This window comes from Shewanella sp. YLB-07 (assembly GCF_009377275.1).
The window spans coordinates 134145-150910 of record NZ_VOQB01000005.1; the positions used below are offsets into that span (position 1 = coordinate 134145).

Below are 16766 nucleotides of genomic sequence, written 5' to 3' on the forward strand. Positions count from 1 at the left end.
TTCTATGCAAAGCTTGTGGCATGCCCAAACAGCCAGTCAATTCGTTACCCCTCTCGAATTGAGAGTCTATACCTCACGTCTGTTAGGCCAAGAGCCATCATTAGTGCTACACGGCGGCGGCAACACCTCAGTAAAGACTCAAATCGAAAACCTATTCGGTGAGACCGAGGAAATCCTCTTTGTAAAAGGCAGCGGCTGGGATTTAGAGACCATAGAAGCGGCGGGTTTCGCTCCGGTAAAGATGGACGTGTTATTGAAGATGGCGCAGCTTTCCGAGCTGACCGACAGCGACATGGTTAAGTATCAGCGCGCCGCCATGATAGATCCCAATGCGCCTAATCCCTCGGTTGAAGCCATACTGCACGCCATTATCCCTTTCGCCTTTGTGGACCATACCCACACCGACGCAGTAGTGACTCTGACTAACACTTCAAGCGGTGAAGCCTTTATAGAGCAGTTGTATGGCAAGCGGGTCTTAGTGATCCCCTATGTGATGCCAGGCTTTGCGCTGGCTAAACTGGTTTATGAGATGACTCAGGACATCGACTGGCAGTCGATAGAAGGGTTAGTGCTAATAAACCACGGCCTGTTTACCTTTAGCGACGATGCCAAGACGGCTTACGAGACCACCATTAAACTGGTGACGGAAGCTGAAAATTTTATCGAAGCGAATCTGTGCATCAATGCCGAAGAGCGGGAAGATGCGGATGAAAAGAGCCTTGAGTATCCTGATGAGAACATCAATATTGATCTGGTTGAGCTCGCCAAGATCCGCAAGTTAGTGTCGGCGCAAAAAGGCGCAGCGCATCTGGCTCTGCTAAATAGCAGCAAAGGCTCATGTCATATTGCCTCACACCCAGAACTTAAAAGCATCGCCAGCCGCGGTCCGCTTACGCCGGACCATGTCATTCGCACTAAACGTATTCCCGCTATTTTACATGACGATTTCGAAGCCGACCTCAGCGATTATGCCCAAGACTATATTGAATATTTTGACCGCTATCAGAGCGGTCAAACCATGCTTAACTACGCACCTAACTATGCTATCTGGCAGGGTAAAGCCGCCATTTCTTTCGGCAAGACAGTCAACCAGGCCTTGGTCGTCGAAGATATCACCAGCCATACCTTCGATGCGATATTAACCGCCGAAGCCCTTGGTGGTTATCAGGCTCTTAGCCCGGCAGATATCTTCGCAGTGGAATACTGGGAGCTTGAACAGGCCAAGCTGAAAAAAGGCGCGAGCTCAAATGACAAACCTTTGTTGGGCAAAGTTGCCATGGTAACCACCGCCGCCACACAAGTTGGTCAAGCGGTTGTGGCCCATATGGAAGCGCTGGGCGCTAACATAGTAGAGCTTGGTGAACACCTTGAATTTGATACCTTAGATAAGTGCCAGGAAGCGGCCGAAACCGCCATCATAGATTTTGGCGGCTTAGACATAGTTATCTGCCTTGGGGATGACCCATCTAACCTAATGTTACTCAAAGCCTGTGAAGCCTTTTTAGAGCATGGCATTAGCCCAAGGGTATTGTGCGTTAACCAAGGTTCCCTACCTGTCATGAGCAATAACATCATCAAGGTGCTATACCTGAACTGCTCCGCAAGCCCGACGTTAGCCTCACTGAATGGCTCAAAAATATTAGTACAAAAAACCAATGGCGAGCACCTGCAAGCCGGCGTATTCAACCTGCTCAGCGCGATAACCATGATGTTGTCGAATGAATATGTGCCCCACGAAGAGGGCGTGACGGTTTAACCCTTGTAGGACTGGCTTTAGCCGGGAGGGATGGAACAAACCAGGATTCGCAGCTAAAGCAGCTCCTACATAAAAGTTCAAACGCAGCATAAGGAAATGAACATGGAAAACTATCTGTTAGCCATAGATGCGGGAACGGGCAGCGGCCGTGCCGTGCTGTTTGATTTGCATGGACGCCAAATTTCCGTGGGGCAAGAGGAGTGGCAGCACTTAGCCGAACCAGGGGTGGATAACTCCATGGGCTTCGATTTCGATAATGACTGGCCATTGCTGTGTCGCTGTATCAAGCAAGCCATCCAAAACGCCAATATCTCCTCCCAGCAGATCATCGCCATTTCCGCGACGAGTATGCGTGAAGGCATAGTGGTATTTGATAAAGATGGCCAGGAGATTTGGGCCGTCGCCAATGTCGATGCCAGAGCCTCTAAGCAAGTGATGGCACTGAAAGAATCCTCACCGGATATCGAATACCGTGATTATCAACAGTCCGGGCAAACCTTCGCCCTCGGCGCCCTACCCCGTTTGCTATGGCTAAAGGAACATCATCCCGAGCTGTATGACCAAGTCCATTCGGTTGCCATGCTCAGCGACTGGGTCTTAGCAAAACTAAGCGGCGTAATCGCAACCGACCCATCCAATGCGGGCACAACCGGGATATTCTCCCTGGCCACACGTAACTGGGTGCCAGAGATGGCCAAGGAAGTCGGCCTTAACCCCGAGATATTTCCCCCGGTGGTTGAGACTGGCACCAAGATAGGTGAAGTCACCGCACAAGCCGCCAGTGAATCAGGCCTGAATACAGGCACAGCTGTGGTGATGGGGGGCGGGGATGTCCAGCTTGGCGCTGCCGGTCTCGGAGTCGTCAACCTAGGCGATATAGCGGTGCTGGGCGGCAGTTTCTGGCAGCAGGTGGTGAACATAGACGCCAAGATGCCGCCACCAGAAGATATGTCCATTAGGGTCAATCCCCATGTGATCACCGGACTCTCTCAAGCCGAGGGGATCACGTTTTTTAGCGGCCTAGTGATGCACTGGTTTGTGGATGCCTTCTGTCATTTAGAGAAACAACTAGCTCAAGAGCGTGGCATAAATGTCTATGCCTATATGGAAGAGCTGGCCCAGCAAGTGCCTGTGGGCAGCTATGATATCTTGCCGATATTCTCCGATGCAATGCATTACGATCACTGGTATCACGCCGCCCCTTCGTTTATCAATTTGTCACTGGATGCAGGCAAAAGCAACCCCGCTTGTCTATTTCGTAGCTTGCAGGAGAATGCCTGCATTGTCTCGGCTATTAACCTCGAAAATATCCAAGCGTTTAGTAAACCCAATACCTATACAGCAGGCTCAGCCGCTGTTAGCAAGCCAAGCGAAGCAGAACAGGTGATAGTGTTTGCAGGCGGTGCCAGTAAAGGCTTTCTATGGCCGCAGATCCTCGCCGATGTCACCGGCAAGAAAGTCAAAATACCTAAAGTAAAAGAGGCCACATCTCTGGGCTGTGCCATGGCTGCGGGGGTCGGTGTGGGCATCTACACCAGCATCAAACAGGCCGCCGACTCGATTGTAATCTGGGAAAAAGAATACCAGCCCAACATGGACAACTATGTGAAGTATCAAGCGTTAAAAGAGAAGTGGATTCAGGTGTATGAACAGCAATTAAAACTGGTCGATAAAGGCCTGACAAACTCAATGTGGCAAGCACCGGGATTATAAAACTTGTAGGACTGGCTTTAGCCGGGAGAGATGAAACAAACAAAACATCGCAGCTAAAGCAGCTCCTACATACGGGCTCGTAGCCAAGAACTAACAACATTAGGAACCGCTATGTACTTAACCAATGAATCAGAGCATGACTATCGCTTCGGCGAGTATGGGCCTAAATACCTGACCAATGGCCCGAGAGTTCACTTCGGCATTGTGGTGATAACTCCAGGTGAAGCTCATCCTTGCCATAAGCATAAGACTCAGGAAGAATCATTCTTTGTACTCGAGGGTGAATGTGCCGTTTATGTGGATGGTGAACGTGTGCTGATCAAACAAGGCGACTATCTGCGCTGTGAGCCCGGTGAGTCTCATCTATTCAGAAATGAGAGTGATAAAGACTTTAGATCTGTCTTCGTCAAAGCGCCCTATAGCGCCGAGAAAGACAGCGTCTACATCGACTGGCAACCAGGCCAGCCCTTCTTAAAGGAAGAGTGAAAGAAGAATAAAAAAGGCCCTAAGTTCTAGGGCCTTGTTTCTAGGAACTAAGAACTAGGCACTCGCTTGATGTAACTTAAATACTGCTTCTTTTAGCGCCTGCTTGAGCTCATCATTTTTAAGCTCGCCCTTTTCCATGTCGAAATTATCGAAGAAGCTAGGGATAGAAAGACTCGCCTTCACATCGGCAGAAAAATAGGGTGCAGAACCTGCGGCTGCTGCTAATACGGATTTAGCGCCACCAGGTCCGGGAGAAGTCGCTAGCAATACCATTGGCTTATTCTGAAACACCTTCATATCTATACGTGACGTCCAATCGAACAGGTTCTTATAAGCTGCGGTGTATGAGCCGTTATGCTCGGCAAATGAGATGATGATGCCATCGGCTTCGCCAAGTTTGGCAAAGAACTTCTGCGCCAGCTCAGGCTGACCTAGTTCCTCTTCCCTGTCTTGGCTAAAAATAGGCATCTCATAATCATTGATATCGAGTATCTCAACGTCAGCACCTTCCACTAGTGAGGCGGCGTAAGTAGCGAGTTGCTTGTTGATGGATTTAGAGCTGTTGCTGGCTGCGAATGCTAATATTTTCATAATAATTCCTCTTCAACTTTTAATTTAGTAAAAACGCTCAGAGCTGCTTTTTAGAGCCGCTCAAGGCTGTCTTGATTTAGTAAAACCGCTTAAGGCTGTTTTTAGAACCGCTCAGGGCTGACTTTCTTCACAAGCCGAACGGGGCTATAGTGACCTGCAAGGCTCTGTGGCATTGGTTTGGGTCGATAATTCTGAATCTTCGCTACAAGAACGCGTATATAAATATGTGCTGCACATGGCTGCACCAGCGCAGGCTAGCCCCATAAAAGACAGTAATACTGCCGGGGAGTGCGCATGGGACAAGCTGATCCCACCGCTAAAAACCGCACCTAAGGCAAACTGACAGAGTCCAAACACTCCCGAAATTGCCCCACCTTGAGTCGGATAAAATGACATAGCCGCTGAAATCGCATTAGCCGAAATCATTCCGAGCAAGATGTTGAACATAAATACGCTGATAACGATTGCTGTTAACGGGGCTTGCATCTGCGCTAATACAAAGAATAGGAAACTCAATGGTCCTAGAAACAAACCGGCAATAATGGCTTTCTTGTTGGGTGTGACCTTAGCGAATACCTTAGCACTTAACAGGCTGCCAGATATCATAGCCAGGGCATTTAAACCTAATAAATAGCTGTAATTTTCAGCACTAACCTTAAAGAAATCAATATAAACGAAGGCAGATCCGGCGACGAACGAGAACAGCGCCGCAAAACCAAAACCACCAAGAAAGATAAAGGCAATCGGCAATGGCTGTTTAAATATGGCAATAAAGTCAGCGAATGATGAACTTGCTACTTGTTCAGCCTCTTCGTTTTCCGCACTCTTGCTCTGTGCTTTGCCATTCTGTGCTTTGCTATTCACAGCTTCAAGCTTTTCGCTGTGGGTAAATAAGCTCAACACAAAGGCGAAAACTCCCACACCGGCGAGGACATAAAAGATCTCTTCCCAGCTGCCATGCTTAAGTATTTGGCCGCCTATCATAGGTGCGACTAACGGTGCGATAACCACAGTCGCCATCACATAAGTGATAATCTGCGAGCCTTTTTGAATATCGAATTTTTGCTGGATCATAGCAAAACATACCACTGAGCTTGCTCCGCCAATCGCCTGAAACATGCGGGCCAGATAAAGCCCATCAGCAGTTTCAACCATAGGCACAGCCAAACTTGAAAGAGTAAATATCACTAAACCCGACAGCAACAAGTTCAATTTATTGAAACGGTCGGCGAGCAAACCAAACACAGGTTGAGCCAATGCAAAGGCTAGCAGAAATACCGCCACCGACATCTCCATATCGTTGATAGAAACCGACAGTGAGCTAGCCATCGAAGGTAATGCTGGCAGATACATATCGATTGCTAAAGGAGATAACCCAAATAGCAGACCTGTGACTAGAATATAGAGTTTGACGTTGTGCTGCATAGCATCTCCTTATTGCCTATTTGCTTAGCAGAACTCAAAAGTTCCAAACCTAGCCTCAGACACGAATCACAATGGTTTGTCACAAGCCTTAATTGCAAAGCTTGTTACATTCAATAGTGATAAGTGTATATTGATAGTTATTCGGGATTAATAACCTTAATTGATAAAGACTATTTCCATATGACTATGAATAAGCTTTTTGATGGTGTCATGGTATTCACTCAGGTAGTGAAAACTGGTGGTTTTTCGGCGGCAGCCGAGCTGATGGGACACTCAACGTCTTATATCAGTAAGGAAGTTAATAAGCTCGAAGAGCGGCTTGGCGTGCGTTTACTCAATCGCACCACGCGCTCCATAGGTCTGACACCAGAAGGAAAGGCTTACTATCAAGAGTGTCAGCAGTTAGTCGCCGATGCAGAACAAGCGGTGAACATGCTGACTCTGCACGAGCTTGCACCTAAAGGCATCCTAAGACTTAGCACCCCGGTCGGATTTGGCAATAACTACCTGCAGCCCATCTTAGCTGAATATATGCGCCTCTATCCCAATGTCTCCTTAGATCTTGACCTCAATGATCGTAAAGTTGACGTAGTCGCAGAAGGTTACGATCTTGCCATACGTGCCTCGTTGCAGCTTGAGGAATCAAGCCTCATCTGCCGTAAGATATTTAGCTGTAAAGGTTATATTGTCGCCAGCCCTGGATATCTATCTAAACATGGTCGTCCCCACCACCCACAAGAATTAAGCCGTCATAACTGCTTCTGTTATAGCAATCATAAATCACCGAACAAATGGCAATTTAATGATAAAGAGGGCAAAGCTTATTCCGTAGAGGTTAGGCAAAAATTAGTCTGTAACAGCGCCGAAATGGAGTTAGCCCTGGTTTTAGATGACCTGGGGATCTGCCGATTACCTATGTTCTATATGGAAGAAGAAATAAAGTCAGGAAAACTTGAGATCCTGTTTGAAGACCTCCCCGCCCCTGAAATTGATGTGTTTGTGGTGTATCCGAGTCGTAAACATCTTTCACCTAAAGTGAGGGCATTTATCGATTTAACTGTCGAGCAACTCTCGCAAAAGTAGTCACTCATTTACAAGAAACTTCAATCGAACACATGTTAGAATATTGAGCTAATTCTCTGTGTTAATGTTAACTTTTCATTCTGTTACGCTCAAATTTTCAACAAATTGAAATCAACGAGCTTATCTGGCAGTTTTGTATATGGATGTCATTCGTGGTTAAAAAAATAGTTTCTATGACTAGCTCAACTCAGATGTTGATCGCTATGTTCCTTGGCTTCGGTGTGGGGCTTTTTTTCGGTGAATCAGTAGGCTGGCTCAGCACCATAGGTAATGCGGTTATCTTGCTGATGCAGATGACGGTTTTGCCCTATATTTTAGTCTCCTTAATCGGTGGTATTGGCAAGCTACAAAAGAGCACGGCGACACTCATATTTAGCCGGGCCGGCATGATAATGCTACTGCTCTGGCTGCTGGCACTGGCGGTAATAGCCATGATGCCGCTGTCATTTCCCTTTGTTGAGTCGGCTTCGTTCTTTAGCATCAGCAGCATAGAGCCCGCCGCAGCCATAGACTATTTCAAGCTGTATATTCCCTCTAACCCATTCGAATCTATGGCAGCGGGCTATGTCCCCGCCATGGTGGTATTCAGTATCGCCATGGGCTTAGCCCTTATCGGTATGGAGGGAGAGCATAAGCAGCAAATATTAACCTTTATGCACACCACCAGCGAGATTTTCTCTCGCATCACCCGCGGCCTGATAAAGATATTGCCTATCGGTATTTTTGCCATGTCGGCCTCAGCGGCAGGCACCATGGGAGTGGATGAGTTTGCCAGTATGCAGGTCTATCTCATCAGCTACTTCGTACTCTGTCTCTTACTGACCTTCTGGATCTTGCCCTGGATTGTCGCCTCACTGACGCCGATTACCTTTCATCAAGCCTTGAGTATCAGTAAGGCCAGCCTGATCACCGCTTTCGCTACCGGTAATATCTTCATCGTGATCCCTGTGATTATCGAAGAATGTAAGCAGATCATGAAGCAGCATGACAAGCTCACCGAAGATGGTGCCACCTTGATTGAGATTTTAGTGCCTATCGCCTTTACCTTCCCTAACATAGGTAAGTTAACGGTGATTCTGTTTGTATTCTTCGCAGGCTGGTTTAATGGTACGCCGGTAGATTTAAGTGCTATTCCATCTCTGTCTATCAGTGGCCTGTTATCTCTGTTTGGCAGTGTCTATGTGGCTATTCCTTTCATGTTAGATCTGGTACATCTGCCATCAGATCTGTTCCAGCTGTTCGTGATGTCAGGCTTTATTACCGGAAAATTTAACTCCATTGCCGCGGTAATGAATCTATTTGTGCTGACCATTTTAACCGCAGCCCTGTTCCACAAATGCCTCAAACTCAGCCCCCCTAGGCTTATCAAGATGGGTGTAGGCATAGGTATTGGTATCCTACTAACCATAGTAAGCTTGCGCATCGGCATGGGCATGTTTATTCATAGCCCGGAGATCACCAGCGGTGTCATCGCCAACATGCAGGTCGCCGATAAGGTGCCGACTAAGGTAAAAAGACAGTTCCCGGAACTCGGCAAGACGCCAACTTCTCCGATAGCGAACCTAGAGGCAATTCGGGCCAGAGGAGCACTCAAGGTCGGTTACATCCCCAGTAACGTGCCCTTCAGCTACTACAATAATGCCGGTCAGTTAGTGGGCTTCGACAGCGCTATGGCGTCAAAACTTGCCGAAGACTTAAGTGTTGAAATTGAGTTTATCCCCTTCAAAAAAGACAAGTTAGCAGAATCGTTAAAAGCAGGTTTCTTCGATATCGCCATGTCGGGACTCGCCATGGATATCGCGCAAATGGACAAGCTAAGTTATGCCGAGCCGGTACTCGAACTAAACTTAGCCATCGCCACACGCGATCATATGGTGAACAAGTTTAAGAGCAATGAAGACATTTTAGAGATGAAAAATATCACCATAGCCTATGTCGAACATGGCGACATTATCGAAGAGGCGAAGAAGAGGTATCCGAATCTCACCTTCGTAAAAATCTCTGGTTATAAGAACTTCTTTAGACAAAAAAAGCCCAAATATGACGCCGTAGTGATCAGTGCTCAGGCTGGCTCCGCCTGGACCTTGTTCTTCCCGGGTTACGGTATCGCTATTCCTGAAACCACCTCACGGTATCCGGTGGCTTATGCGGTGGCTCAGAGTAACCAATCGCTACTGAATTACGTTAATAACTGGCAGAAACTGCGTAAGGTCGATGGTCATCAAGACAGGATTTACAACTATTGGATGCTGGGCCAAGGCGCTACAGAAGTTAAACCTCGCTGGTCTATCATCAGAGATGTGCTGCACTGGGTGGATTGATAAAACAATTCGATAATCGTGGTGCCAGATTGCTCCGATTCAGCATCGAGCTCGTATAGGTTCGATATTGAGTCTTAAATTTAAGGCTAGTGAGCGGCGTATTGGGGTTAGCAAGTTCTCTGGCAAGCTCAGCATTAGACTTACCTTCGTAATCGGCAGCTAGCGACTGACAACTAAAAAGCGAAAGCACAATGGCGGAAATGGTGAACTTCATGGGACTGCTGCTCCTTGTCAGCACCAGAGCATTTCAATATCTGGTAACTTTTATTATTATTTTCATATACATTACATGAAAACAACATCCCCCTTGAAGTGACCATTAACTTTCAGCCTTTAGGTCTAAGATTATTTTGATTTTCAGTGGCGAATACAGCCATGCATATGCTTTAACTAATAGAAACAAGGTGAGGGTCGGGTAGATCAAACTGGCTGCTATGACCATTCCAATAAGGCTAATAAGCATTTTCATGATGTACAGTTTTGTCACTGGCTACTTTTTATCAATGGCAGCAAGTATATCTATATACTCTTTTATTTCTCCCCAGTTCAAGAATATAAATTCATTAACCTGAGCTTCTCTCCATACTTTGTTGTCAGATTTAGCCTCCCGACTTAACCCCGTTTCCATATCCGCCTTATAAGCTTCGAAATATGCCAACAGTTTGTTATACATAAAACCACCGACTTCAAAACCTTTCTCATTGTAGCCTCCTGCTAGTAAAGCATCAGTCTGAGATACAGAGCTGCCAGCCTTTTGCATCTGTTTTGTTGCAATGGCTTGGGTCAAGTGAGCCCTCAATTCACTAATGATCTTGGGGTACCAATCACTACTTGAGCCTCTAACCTTTCCTTTCAGTTTTCCACCTGGTTTTAAATCATCCAATGCATGCTGCATTTCATGTGCTAAAGCTATTACCTTTTTCCCCTTCACTCCTTTCGCAATATCTGGAGAATATTTATCTACAGAACCAACTTTGATTATGCCTTGCTCATGTTCTTCAGCGTAATTATATGATGCAGAGCCACTGGCAGGCTCAGCCCCAGTGACCAAAACTTTAGCATCGAGTTCTGAAACTTTATGACAGATCACATCAAATACTGCTGGCTTCATTGATTTATCTAGCTTACTTGGCGATAAATATTCAGCGCTCTTATCAAAGCCTAACTTCCTTTGGACAATACCTCCATTAAGTTGAGCTGTTGCTGTTGCCCTATCACTGCTATTTTTTTGCAAGCCAGTTTTAGGTCGATTATCCATAAAACCAAACCTTTGCTTCCCATTATGTTTCTTCTGAGCAACTGATTTAGCAACCGACCGACTTTTATTCTCTTTTGGCTTCTCTACTTGTTCGTACATATCTCAAATCCTTTTAAGTTAGTTTTACCGATCGCTACAAGGATGTAGCTTATTAGAGTAATGCAGGAGCAATTACCGATCGCTACAAGGATGTAGTTTATAACAGGTCATTTAGAGAACTATGACCTTAACAATGAGGCTAAAAAGCGTTTTAATGATTTTTAGGTTTTGTTATGGGATTGTAACTTCCACGTGATCATAACAATGTAAGAATTGACCACTTTATGAAGATGTTTGCTACGAATTTTACGTCAATAACTTTGGATATTAAAATCCGATGTCAGACAATTAAACTTAATTATATGTAGAATTATGAACAGAAAAGCCTCCCTCCTTTTCATCTCCACTCCAGCCATACTGTGTTTTAACGCTTCCTCTTTCTGTTGATTTTTCATCTTTTAAATATTTGTATTTAGATGAAACTTTTACTCCTTTAGAGATTAAAGGAATTATTTCATTTCTAACAAATGCATTTATCCTACTCTTGCATCCATCACAGGCTCCATTTGTACTGACAAAAACCAGTTCTATAGAATGTTTAGCTTCTTTAATTTTGTTGAAGTCTATTTTGGGCTTTAGCATGTTAAAAACAGTTGCTTCGGAGTCATTTACAGAAATTTCTATTTCACTCTTTTTTACTCCGCCATCAGTAGCCCGGCCATACTTATTCTTTTTTCGGCCAGGCGATAACCCACTTTTTTGAGCTTTTATGGTATTGCACAACTTGCCATCAATATACAACATAGCATTTGCCCAATTTGCTGATTTCCCCAGCTTTGTTATTTCACCTAATTGACTCTGGTTAACAATGTCATTTATAACACGAATTGTTTCCTGAACATTCGGATCTGAAGCCCTATCAATGAGTAATTCTGTAATTCTTTTCAAATGCTGAGAAGACTGATGTTCTAATACAAGCGATCTCTTTTCTAAAGGAAGTTCGAGCAGACGACTAATGTGCTTAAGATTATAAGGCTTACGTTGCGTTATGTGAGAATTAACTCCACCACTTGAGATTCGTTGTGTACTTACTTGTTTTTTATTGGCTGGATTGTTTTGCTTTGAAGAAATATCTTCAATCACCTCTCGTTGATATCTTTGTACAACACTATCAGGTCGATTATCCACAAACCCAAAACCTTGCTTCACCTTATTTTTCTTCTGAGTACCAGAATTAGCAACTGCTCGATTTTTATTCTCTTTTGGTTTCTCTACTTGTTCATACATATCTCAATCCTTTTTAAATTAGGTCATCTCTTACCTCTTACCCACCACGAAGTGCTTTATCCCCCATCACAGTGGCTTCATTCTCCAGACTGCTGCTGTCATTCACTGGCATACCAGCTACCGACGTCGTCGGTTTCACCCGTCCCTGTGCCTGTTGTACGACGTGTCCAAGTTCATGGGGCAGATGTTTCTCTTGACCACTGCCGACATGGATATCACTGCCTTGGGCAAAAGCATGAGCTTGCACTGCAGCAGGTTGGGGCGAGTTGTAGTGCACTTTCACATGATTGAGGCTCATGCCAGATAAGTTTTCCATGCCCGATTTAAGATTATCGGGTAAGCCAGTATTATTCTTGGCTTGCAGCGTCGTCTCAGCATTTTTTACAGGGCTGCTGGCATTACGATTTGCATTGATAGGATGGGAGGCTGTTACCGATTTATGTTGGGATAACTCCTCCTCATCAAGCGCGGCTTTCAGCTGCTTTATTTGATGACTAGTGTCGCGGTTATCCTGCATAGTCAGCCGAGTTTTTGCTTGTAAAGTCCGATTATTATCAACTTGCTGATGGGACACTTTTTTAGCTTGTGCAGTTTGCTCCTGCTCTATCTCTTGCTTTACTGACATAAAAACTCCCTCTCTTAATCATTCGGTTTACAGGTAATCTAGCTACCTATTGCATTAAGACGGCCTTACCTATGACTCAATACACTTAATATAACTATGGCAAGTTGCTACGATTATTTTTCTCTCTCTGCCTAATAACATTTGCCGCGAAGACGATTAATACAAAAATAAAAATAAACAGCTGCTGCTGCTCCTTCCAATAGGGATCACAGCTAAACACCAACATGATGAACATTGCACTGGCTAACATAAATAATAGGAAGTACCAGCGACTAAACAGTTGTCTTAACCTAAATGCCCAGATAGACGCTACCGCGTAAATAAGCACTAATCCGATAAGACAATAAATAACCACTCGCAATTGCCATCGTAATGGACAAAGGGTGTTACACACTTTTGTGGCAAGCGTTACCGCAGGAACCAGCGCTGAGAACTCAACCTCTTCAGAGACAAAGTAAGTGCTGTTGATCAATTCAGACACCTCAGATGAGAGTGGGTAAGACCAAAATGCAGCGCCTAAATAGCTCCATTTACTGTAATTTAAAACTTGCTCTAGCTCCTGAAACTTATCGTCGACATTAATCAACGGGATCGTTTTATTGAATATTTTTCCTGCTATATCAGAGTATTGCTTATCACCTAACTGAGTTCTTAGCTCTTTCAACAAGCTGACTTTATAGGTTGTCGAGCTTGAAACCTGCTCATTGCTATTAACTGAACCAGACTCTGCCACTAGCTCGCTTACCCCTTTATTATCAATAGCTTGCTCATTAATAGATTGCTGCTCACTTATGGCTAAGGAGTCGAAATTCATGATAAACAGATTGATATAAGGCTCAATACGATTAAGATTATCAATCGTGTAAAAGCTAGAACTGTTATCGATGAGGTCGTAGGCTGGCACCAATATGTTGAGATAGTAAGGATCTTCAATCCCTGCCATATCTGTCTTTTCAGATAGATATAACTGCTGCTTTAACTTTTTAATAAAGCGGATAAACATCTCAAAATCGGCCACGGTTTTAAGTGACCTCAGGTCTAGATTCAAGGTTACACCGTCAGCCATGGTTCTTTTGGGACTTGTCCCTAAACTCATGATGGGTTTAAACTTATTAATGGCATAACCCCTTAACGGAGTTTTCACCGTCGTGACAATCTGGTCGATAAGATCATCATTAAAAAGTATCGATACCTCCTCCCCTGATGACTGTAATTGACCATTTGAAAACACCAGATCAACCTTCACTCTATGGTTATGAGCATTCACAATAAACTGCGAATTGGGCTTATCGGCTTGCCAATTTGGCGGAGTCGTCACCTTGTTACCCTGAATCGATGCCGAAAAGTAGGCTAGGCGTGTCAACTTGCTGTAATCGATAGTCAGCTCATTTTCTTGCCAGTATTGATAGAACCCGTAATAGAAACGGGTATTGAGCCCCTCTAATGCGATATTGTCTGCACAACCACAGCCAGGTGTAGCATTCCATTGCAGTGGGTTGTTGACCTCAGTTGGCACTTTCCCCTGCTTTTTAGCGACTTGATAGAGGTCGCTAAGCCCTTGGCTTTTGAGCTGTGTACTGGCTGAATTTGCTAGTAAAAGATCCTTTAACGCAACTTGAAACAGATAAAGGTTGGCAAAGCTTTGATCAGCCAGCGGCGTCAGTAACTTAAGCTGGTCAGACGAAAGGCTAACAATTGAGTAGCGCTGATAAAGCTGGGTAATGGCTTCACTGTTCACGGCATAGCTAGCAGGTTTCACAAGCTGCTTAGTTGTAACGCTAGCAGGCTGCACCGACGACTCAGCAGAACTTTTATCCGCAGCTTTAGTTTCAACTTGGTTTTCTACAGACTTAGTATCTGTAGACTTAGTGTCTGTTGCACTATCTTTTGTTTTAGTCACTTTATACTGGGCTGGAGTAACGGTGACTAACAGAGCTAATTCACTCTCCATAGTGTCACTACCTAGATCGCCAATTAAACTCGTTAAGATAGGAGTTAGTACTGCACCTATATCACTGTCAGTCTTAAAGGTTTTTGTGGTCGCGGCCTGTAATAGGCCCCCCTGCTCACTCCAAGAGGTTAAGGTTTCAATATCATTACTATCCAATAGATAATAATTGTCCTCAATCTTTACCGGTGGAGTGTAGTAACTAGGATCGGCTACAACTTGTTCCTGCTCCTGTAGATAATATTTATCGAAAATGCTGTGCAACTGAATCGGTGTACCGTAGCAAGCTGGCAAGCCAGAACAGGTCGGCTCACTGATAAGTTTGAGTTTGATCTGCTGTGAGAGCCATAACTGAAACTCATCACTGGCTAACGCTTGCCGCCATAACGGGTAATTATCGGTGAGCTGCGCCACAGTCACTAACGAACTTAGCATGTTAGCGACAAAGTCACTGTTACTACTCTCCTTGCTGGCTTGATTAAACTCATCACAGAAATATCCAAGCCACTTATCGGTTATTCGCCCGACTTTACCGTCAGAGAGTAGTTCGCCTGGGCTCTTAAAATCAGCTTGGTAGGAGGCATTATCTTTATAGATAACCGCTAAGTTACTCTGCACCAGATCGCCGAATATTCTGCTTTTTAATATAGGGTCATGTTTCGTTTTATCTATCTGCGACTGACATAATTGACTCGACGGTGAAGCCTGACTCAGCCCACAGAACAGCAGTGAAATCATGACTAGAGGGAGCAAGCGTAATCCATTAAGCCTATAAAGAAAGCGACCAATATTCATCAAATTGTCCTTCCCTCTTTGCGTAACTCCTTGGCAATACCTATGCAAAGATCGTGGTGATCGATTTTTTCATAGCCAGACTGAACTGCCGAAATCGCTGCATAACGGATCACATTGGCTATCGCACCTCCTGCAAGTTCATGCTTTTCTGCTATATCACGTAATGAATCGGTCTCCCCCTCAGGATAGTGTCCATTAAGCATATTGAGCCATAGCTGATAACGTTGTTCAGCATCTGGCATAGGAAAATAAATCAGTGATTGAAAACGCCTTGAAAAGGCATCATCAATATTCGCTCTCAGGTTAGTTGCCAGAATCACAATGCCGGGAAAATCTTCAATACGTTGCAGCAAATATGCTATCTCTTGATTAGCATGACGCTCATTGGCGCCTCCCGACTGAGTTCTCGATCCAAACAGGGCGTCCGCTTCATCGAAAAATAGGATCCAACGCTTATTGCATGCTTGATCAAACAAGTTTGCCAAATTTTTCTCTGTTTCCCCAATATATTTAGAGACCATAGAAGAGAGATCGATACGATATACATCCAAGCCCAATTCGGCGCCTATCAAGGTTGCCGTCAGTGTTTTACCTGTACCTGGAGGTCCATAAAACAAACTACGATAGCCAGGCTTTAATGATTTAGATAACCCCCACTCATCTAAGATCTGAGCTGAATGTTTAATCCAAGTTCTGATCTTGTCTATCTCCGACATGACTTCATGCGCTAATACCAGATCGCTCCAATCTAGCTCACTGGTGATCAATTTAGCTGGAAACTGATTGGAGTAATCGAGTTTCTCCGTCACCCCTGTGGTGAACAGGTTTAGATACTCGACCTGTATTGAGAAAGCACTACTAAAGAATGGCTCCCCTTCGCTAGGGGTGTTAAGGCTGAGCACATTTTGAGTTAGAAATGGATGTGGTACTTCGAACAGGGCAGCTATGTTGAACCGACTAGTCAAATCCTCGCCAGAAACTACAAATGCGGCGGTCTCACAGGTAGGGAGAAAACCGCTGTGGGTTTGCCCCTGCTTGCCGCCAAACTCGGTATAAGCACGATCAAAATTACTGTTACGGATAAAAAACGTATCGAACAGCTGCGGCTTGATATGGGGGATCATTGCCATAACCAGCACCAGACGCTCTTCCATTGTTGTTAGATGTTTCTTAACCCATAGCGCATAGTGAGAATGATCAAAACAAAGTTCTGGGATCAATACTTGCTCAATACTCGTTAGCTCACTCTCTTGCTGAAAATAGAGTTTAACTCTTAAATCCAGCACCTGAGAAAACCAATCCAGTTCTCGCTGTAAAGTCGCCGCATTGGCCTCGATGTGACTCGAGGTGCTTAAGGCTTGATCTTCAACTTCACTGGTCGTCACAACCTGTAATCCTTTCATCCTTTCATCCTTTTCATTACACTCAGGTTTTAGCAA

At 44.8% G+C, this 16766-nt stretch carries 13 protein-coding genes; 5 read left to right on the plus strand and 8 right to left on the minus strand.

What is annotated here, in order from left to right; translation table 11 throughout:
- Positions 1–4 precede the first annotated feature (4 nt).
- The 3 genes from FS373_RS12565 (at position 5) to FS373_RS12575 (ending at position 3955) form a co-directional block, all read left to right on the plus strand.
- A complete protein-coding gene (locus tag FS373_RS12565; protein WP_152829572.1) occupies positions 5–1756 on the plus strand; it encodes a bifunctional aldolase/short-chain dehydrogenase in 1752 nt (583 codons plus the stop codon).
- 102 nt (positions 1757–1858) lie between these two features.
- Positions 1859–3469: an autoinducer-2 kinase gene (lsrK, locus tag FS373_RS12570; RefSeq protein WP_152829573.1), complete on the plus strand. Its 1611-nt coding sequence runs from the start codon at positions 1859–1861 to the stop codon at positions 3467–3469.
- Between the two features lie 111 nt (positions 3470–3580).
- Complete coding sequence (locus tag FS373_RS12575) at positions 3581–3955, plus strand: cupin domain-containing protein (protein ID WP_152829574.1); 375 nt, start codon at positions 3581–3583, stop codon at positions 3953–3955.
- Positions 3956–4009: 54 nt separating this feature from the next.
- On the opposite strand, the gene FS373_RS12580 is transcribed toward FS373_RS12575, so the two are convergent.
- On the minus strand, positions 4010–4546 hold the full coding sequence (locus FS373_RS12580; protein WP_152829575.1) for an NADPH-dependent FMN reductase: 537 nt from the start codon (positions 4544–4546) through the stop codon (positions 4010–4012).
- 144 nt (positions 4547–4690) lie between these two features.
- A complete protein-coding gene (locus tag FS373_RS12585) occupies positions 4691–5971 on the minus strand; it encodes a multidrug effflux MFS transporter (protein WP_152829576.1) in 1281 nt (426 codons plus the stop codon).
- Positions 5972–6151: 180 nt separating this feature from the next.
- Between FS373_RS12585 and FS373_RS12590 the strand changes: the two genes are divergently transcribed.
- Both FS373_RS12590 and FS373_RS12595 read left to right on the plus strand, forming a co-directional pair.
- Entirely contained in the window at positions 6152–7054 is a 903-nt protein-coding gene (locus FS373_RS12590) for a LysR family transcriptional regulator (protein ID WP_144047808.1), read from the plus strand.
- 143 nt (positions 7055–7197) lie between these two features.
- A complete protein-coding gene (locus FS373_RS12595; protein ID WP_152829577.1) occupies positions 7198–9375 on the plus strand; it encodes a cation:dicarboxylate symporter family transporter in 2178 nt (725 codons plus the stop codon).
- Here the strand turns inward: FS373_RS12595 and FS373_RS12600 are convergent.
- The 6 genes from FS373_RS12600 to FS373_RS12625 all read right to left on the minus strand — a co-directional run bounded on the left by FS373_RS12600 (position 9347) and on the right by FS373_RS12625 (position 16730).
- Positions 9347–9589 carry a hypothetical protein gene (locus FS373_RS12600; protein WP_152829578.1) on the minus strand — a complete coding sequence of 81 codons (243 nt, stop codon included), beginning with the start codon at positions 9587–9589 and terminating at the stop codon, positions 9347–9349. The two genes, FS373_RS12595 and FS373_RS12600, sit on opposite strands and share 29 nt — an antisense overlap.
- 276 nt (positions 9590–9865) lie before the next feature.
- Complete coding sequence (locus FS373_RS12605; protein ID WP_152829579.1) at positions 9866–10732, minus strand: hypothetical protein; 867 nt, start codon at positions 10730–10732, stop codon at positions 9866–9868.
- A gap of 294 nt (positions 10733–11026) precedes the next feature.
- Positions 11027–11959: a hypothetical protein gene (locus tag FS373_RS12610; RefSeq protein ID WP_152829580.1), complete on the minus strand. Its 933-nt coding sequence runs from the start codon at positions 11957–11959 to the stop codon at positions 11027–11029.
- A gap of 37 nt (positions 11960–11996) precedes the next feature.
- Complete coding sequence (locus FS373_RS12615) at positions 11997–12584, minus strand: DUF4157 domain-containing protein (protein ID WP_227992743.1); 588 nt, start codon at positions 12582–12584, stop codon at positions 11997–11999.
- A 94-nt stretch (positions 12585–12678) separates the two neighbouring features.
- Positions 12679–15327 carry a hypothetical protein gene (locus tag FS373_RS12620; protein WP_152829581.1) on the minus strand — a complete coding sequence of 883 codons (2649 nt, stop codon included), beginning with the start codon at positions 15325–15327 and terminating at the stop codon, positions 12679–12681.
- Positions 15327–16730, minus strand: a complete 1404-nt coding sequence (locus FS373_RS12625) for an ATP-binding protein (RefSeq protein WP_152829582.1) — start codon at positions 16728–16730, stop codon at positions 15327–15329. Before FS373_RS12625 ends, FS373_RS12620 begins: the two co-directional genes overlap by 1 nt.
- Positions 16731–16766 lie beyond the last annotated feature (36 nt).

Bases quoted from the DNA above. Each gene is read 5' to 3' on its own strand.
- FS373_RS12565 (WP_152829572.1), top strand. From the start codon at position 5: ATGCAAAGCTTGTGGCATGCCCAAACAGCCAGTCAATTCGTTACCCCT.
- lsrK (WP_152829573.1), top strand. From the start codon at position 1,859: ATGGAAAACTATCTGTTAGCCATAGATGCGGGAACGGGCAGCGGCCGT.
- FS373_RS12575 (WP_152829574.1), top strand. From the start codon at position 3,581: ATGTACTTAACCAATGAATCAGAGCATGACTATCGCTTCGGCGAGTAT.
- FS373_RS12580 (WP_152829575.1), bottom strand. From the start codon at position 4,546: ATGAAAATATTAGCATTCGCAGCCAGCAACAGCTCTAAATCCATCAAC.
- FS373_RS12585 (WP_152829576.1), bottom strand. From the start codon at position 5,971: ATGCAGCACAACGTCAAACTCTATATTCTAGTCACAGGTCTGCTATTT.
- FS373_RS12590 (WP_144047808.1), top strand. From the start codon at position 6,152: ATGACTATGAATAAGCTTTTTGATGGTGTCATGGTATTCACTCAGGTA.
- FS373_RS12595 (WP_152829577.1), top strand. From the start codon at position 7,198: ATGTCATTCGTGGTTAAAAAAATAGTTTCTATGACTAGCTCAACTCAG.
- FS373_RS12600 (WP_152829578.1), bottom strand. From the start codon at position 9,589: ATGAAGTTCACCATTTCCGCCATTGTGCTTTCGCTTTTTAGTTGTCAG.
- FS373_RS12605 (WP_152829579.1), bottom strand. From the start codon at position 10,732: ATGTACGAACAAGTAGAGAAGCCAAAAGAGAATAAAAGTCGGTCGGTT.
- FS373_RS12610 (WP_152829580.1), bottom strand. From the start codon at position 11,959: ATGTATGAACAAGTAGAGAAACCAAAAGAGAATAAAAATCGAGCAGTT.
- FS373_RS12615 (WP_227992743.1), bottom strand. From the start codon at position 12,584: ATGTCAGTAAAGCAAGAGATAGAGCAGGAGCAAACTGCACAAGCTAAA.
- FS373_RS12620 (WP_152829581.1), bottom strand. From the start codon at position 15,327: ATGAATATTGGTCGCTTTCTTTATAGGCTTAATGGATTACGCTTGCTC.
- FS373_RS12625 (WP_152829582.1), bottom strand. From the start codon at position 16,730: ATGAAAGGATTACAGGTTGTGACGACCAGTGAAGTTGAAGATCAAGCC.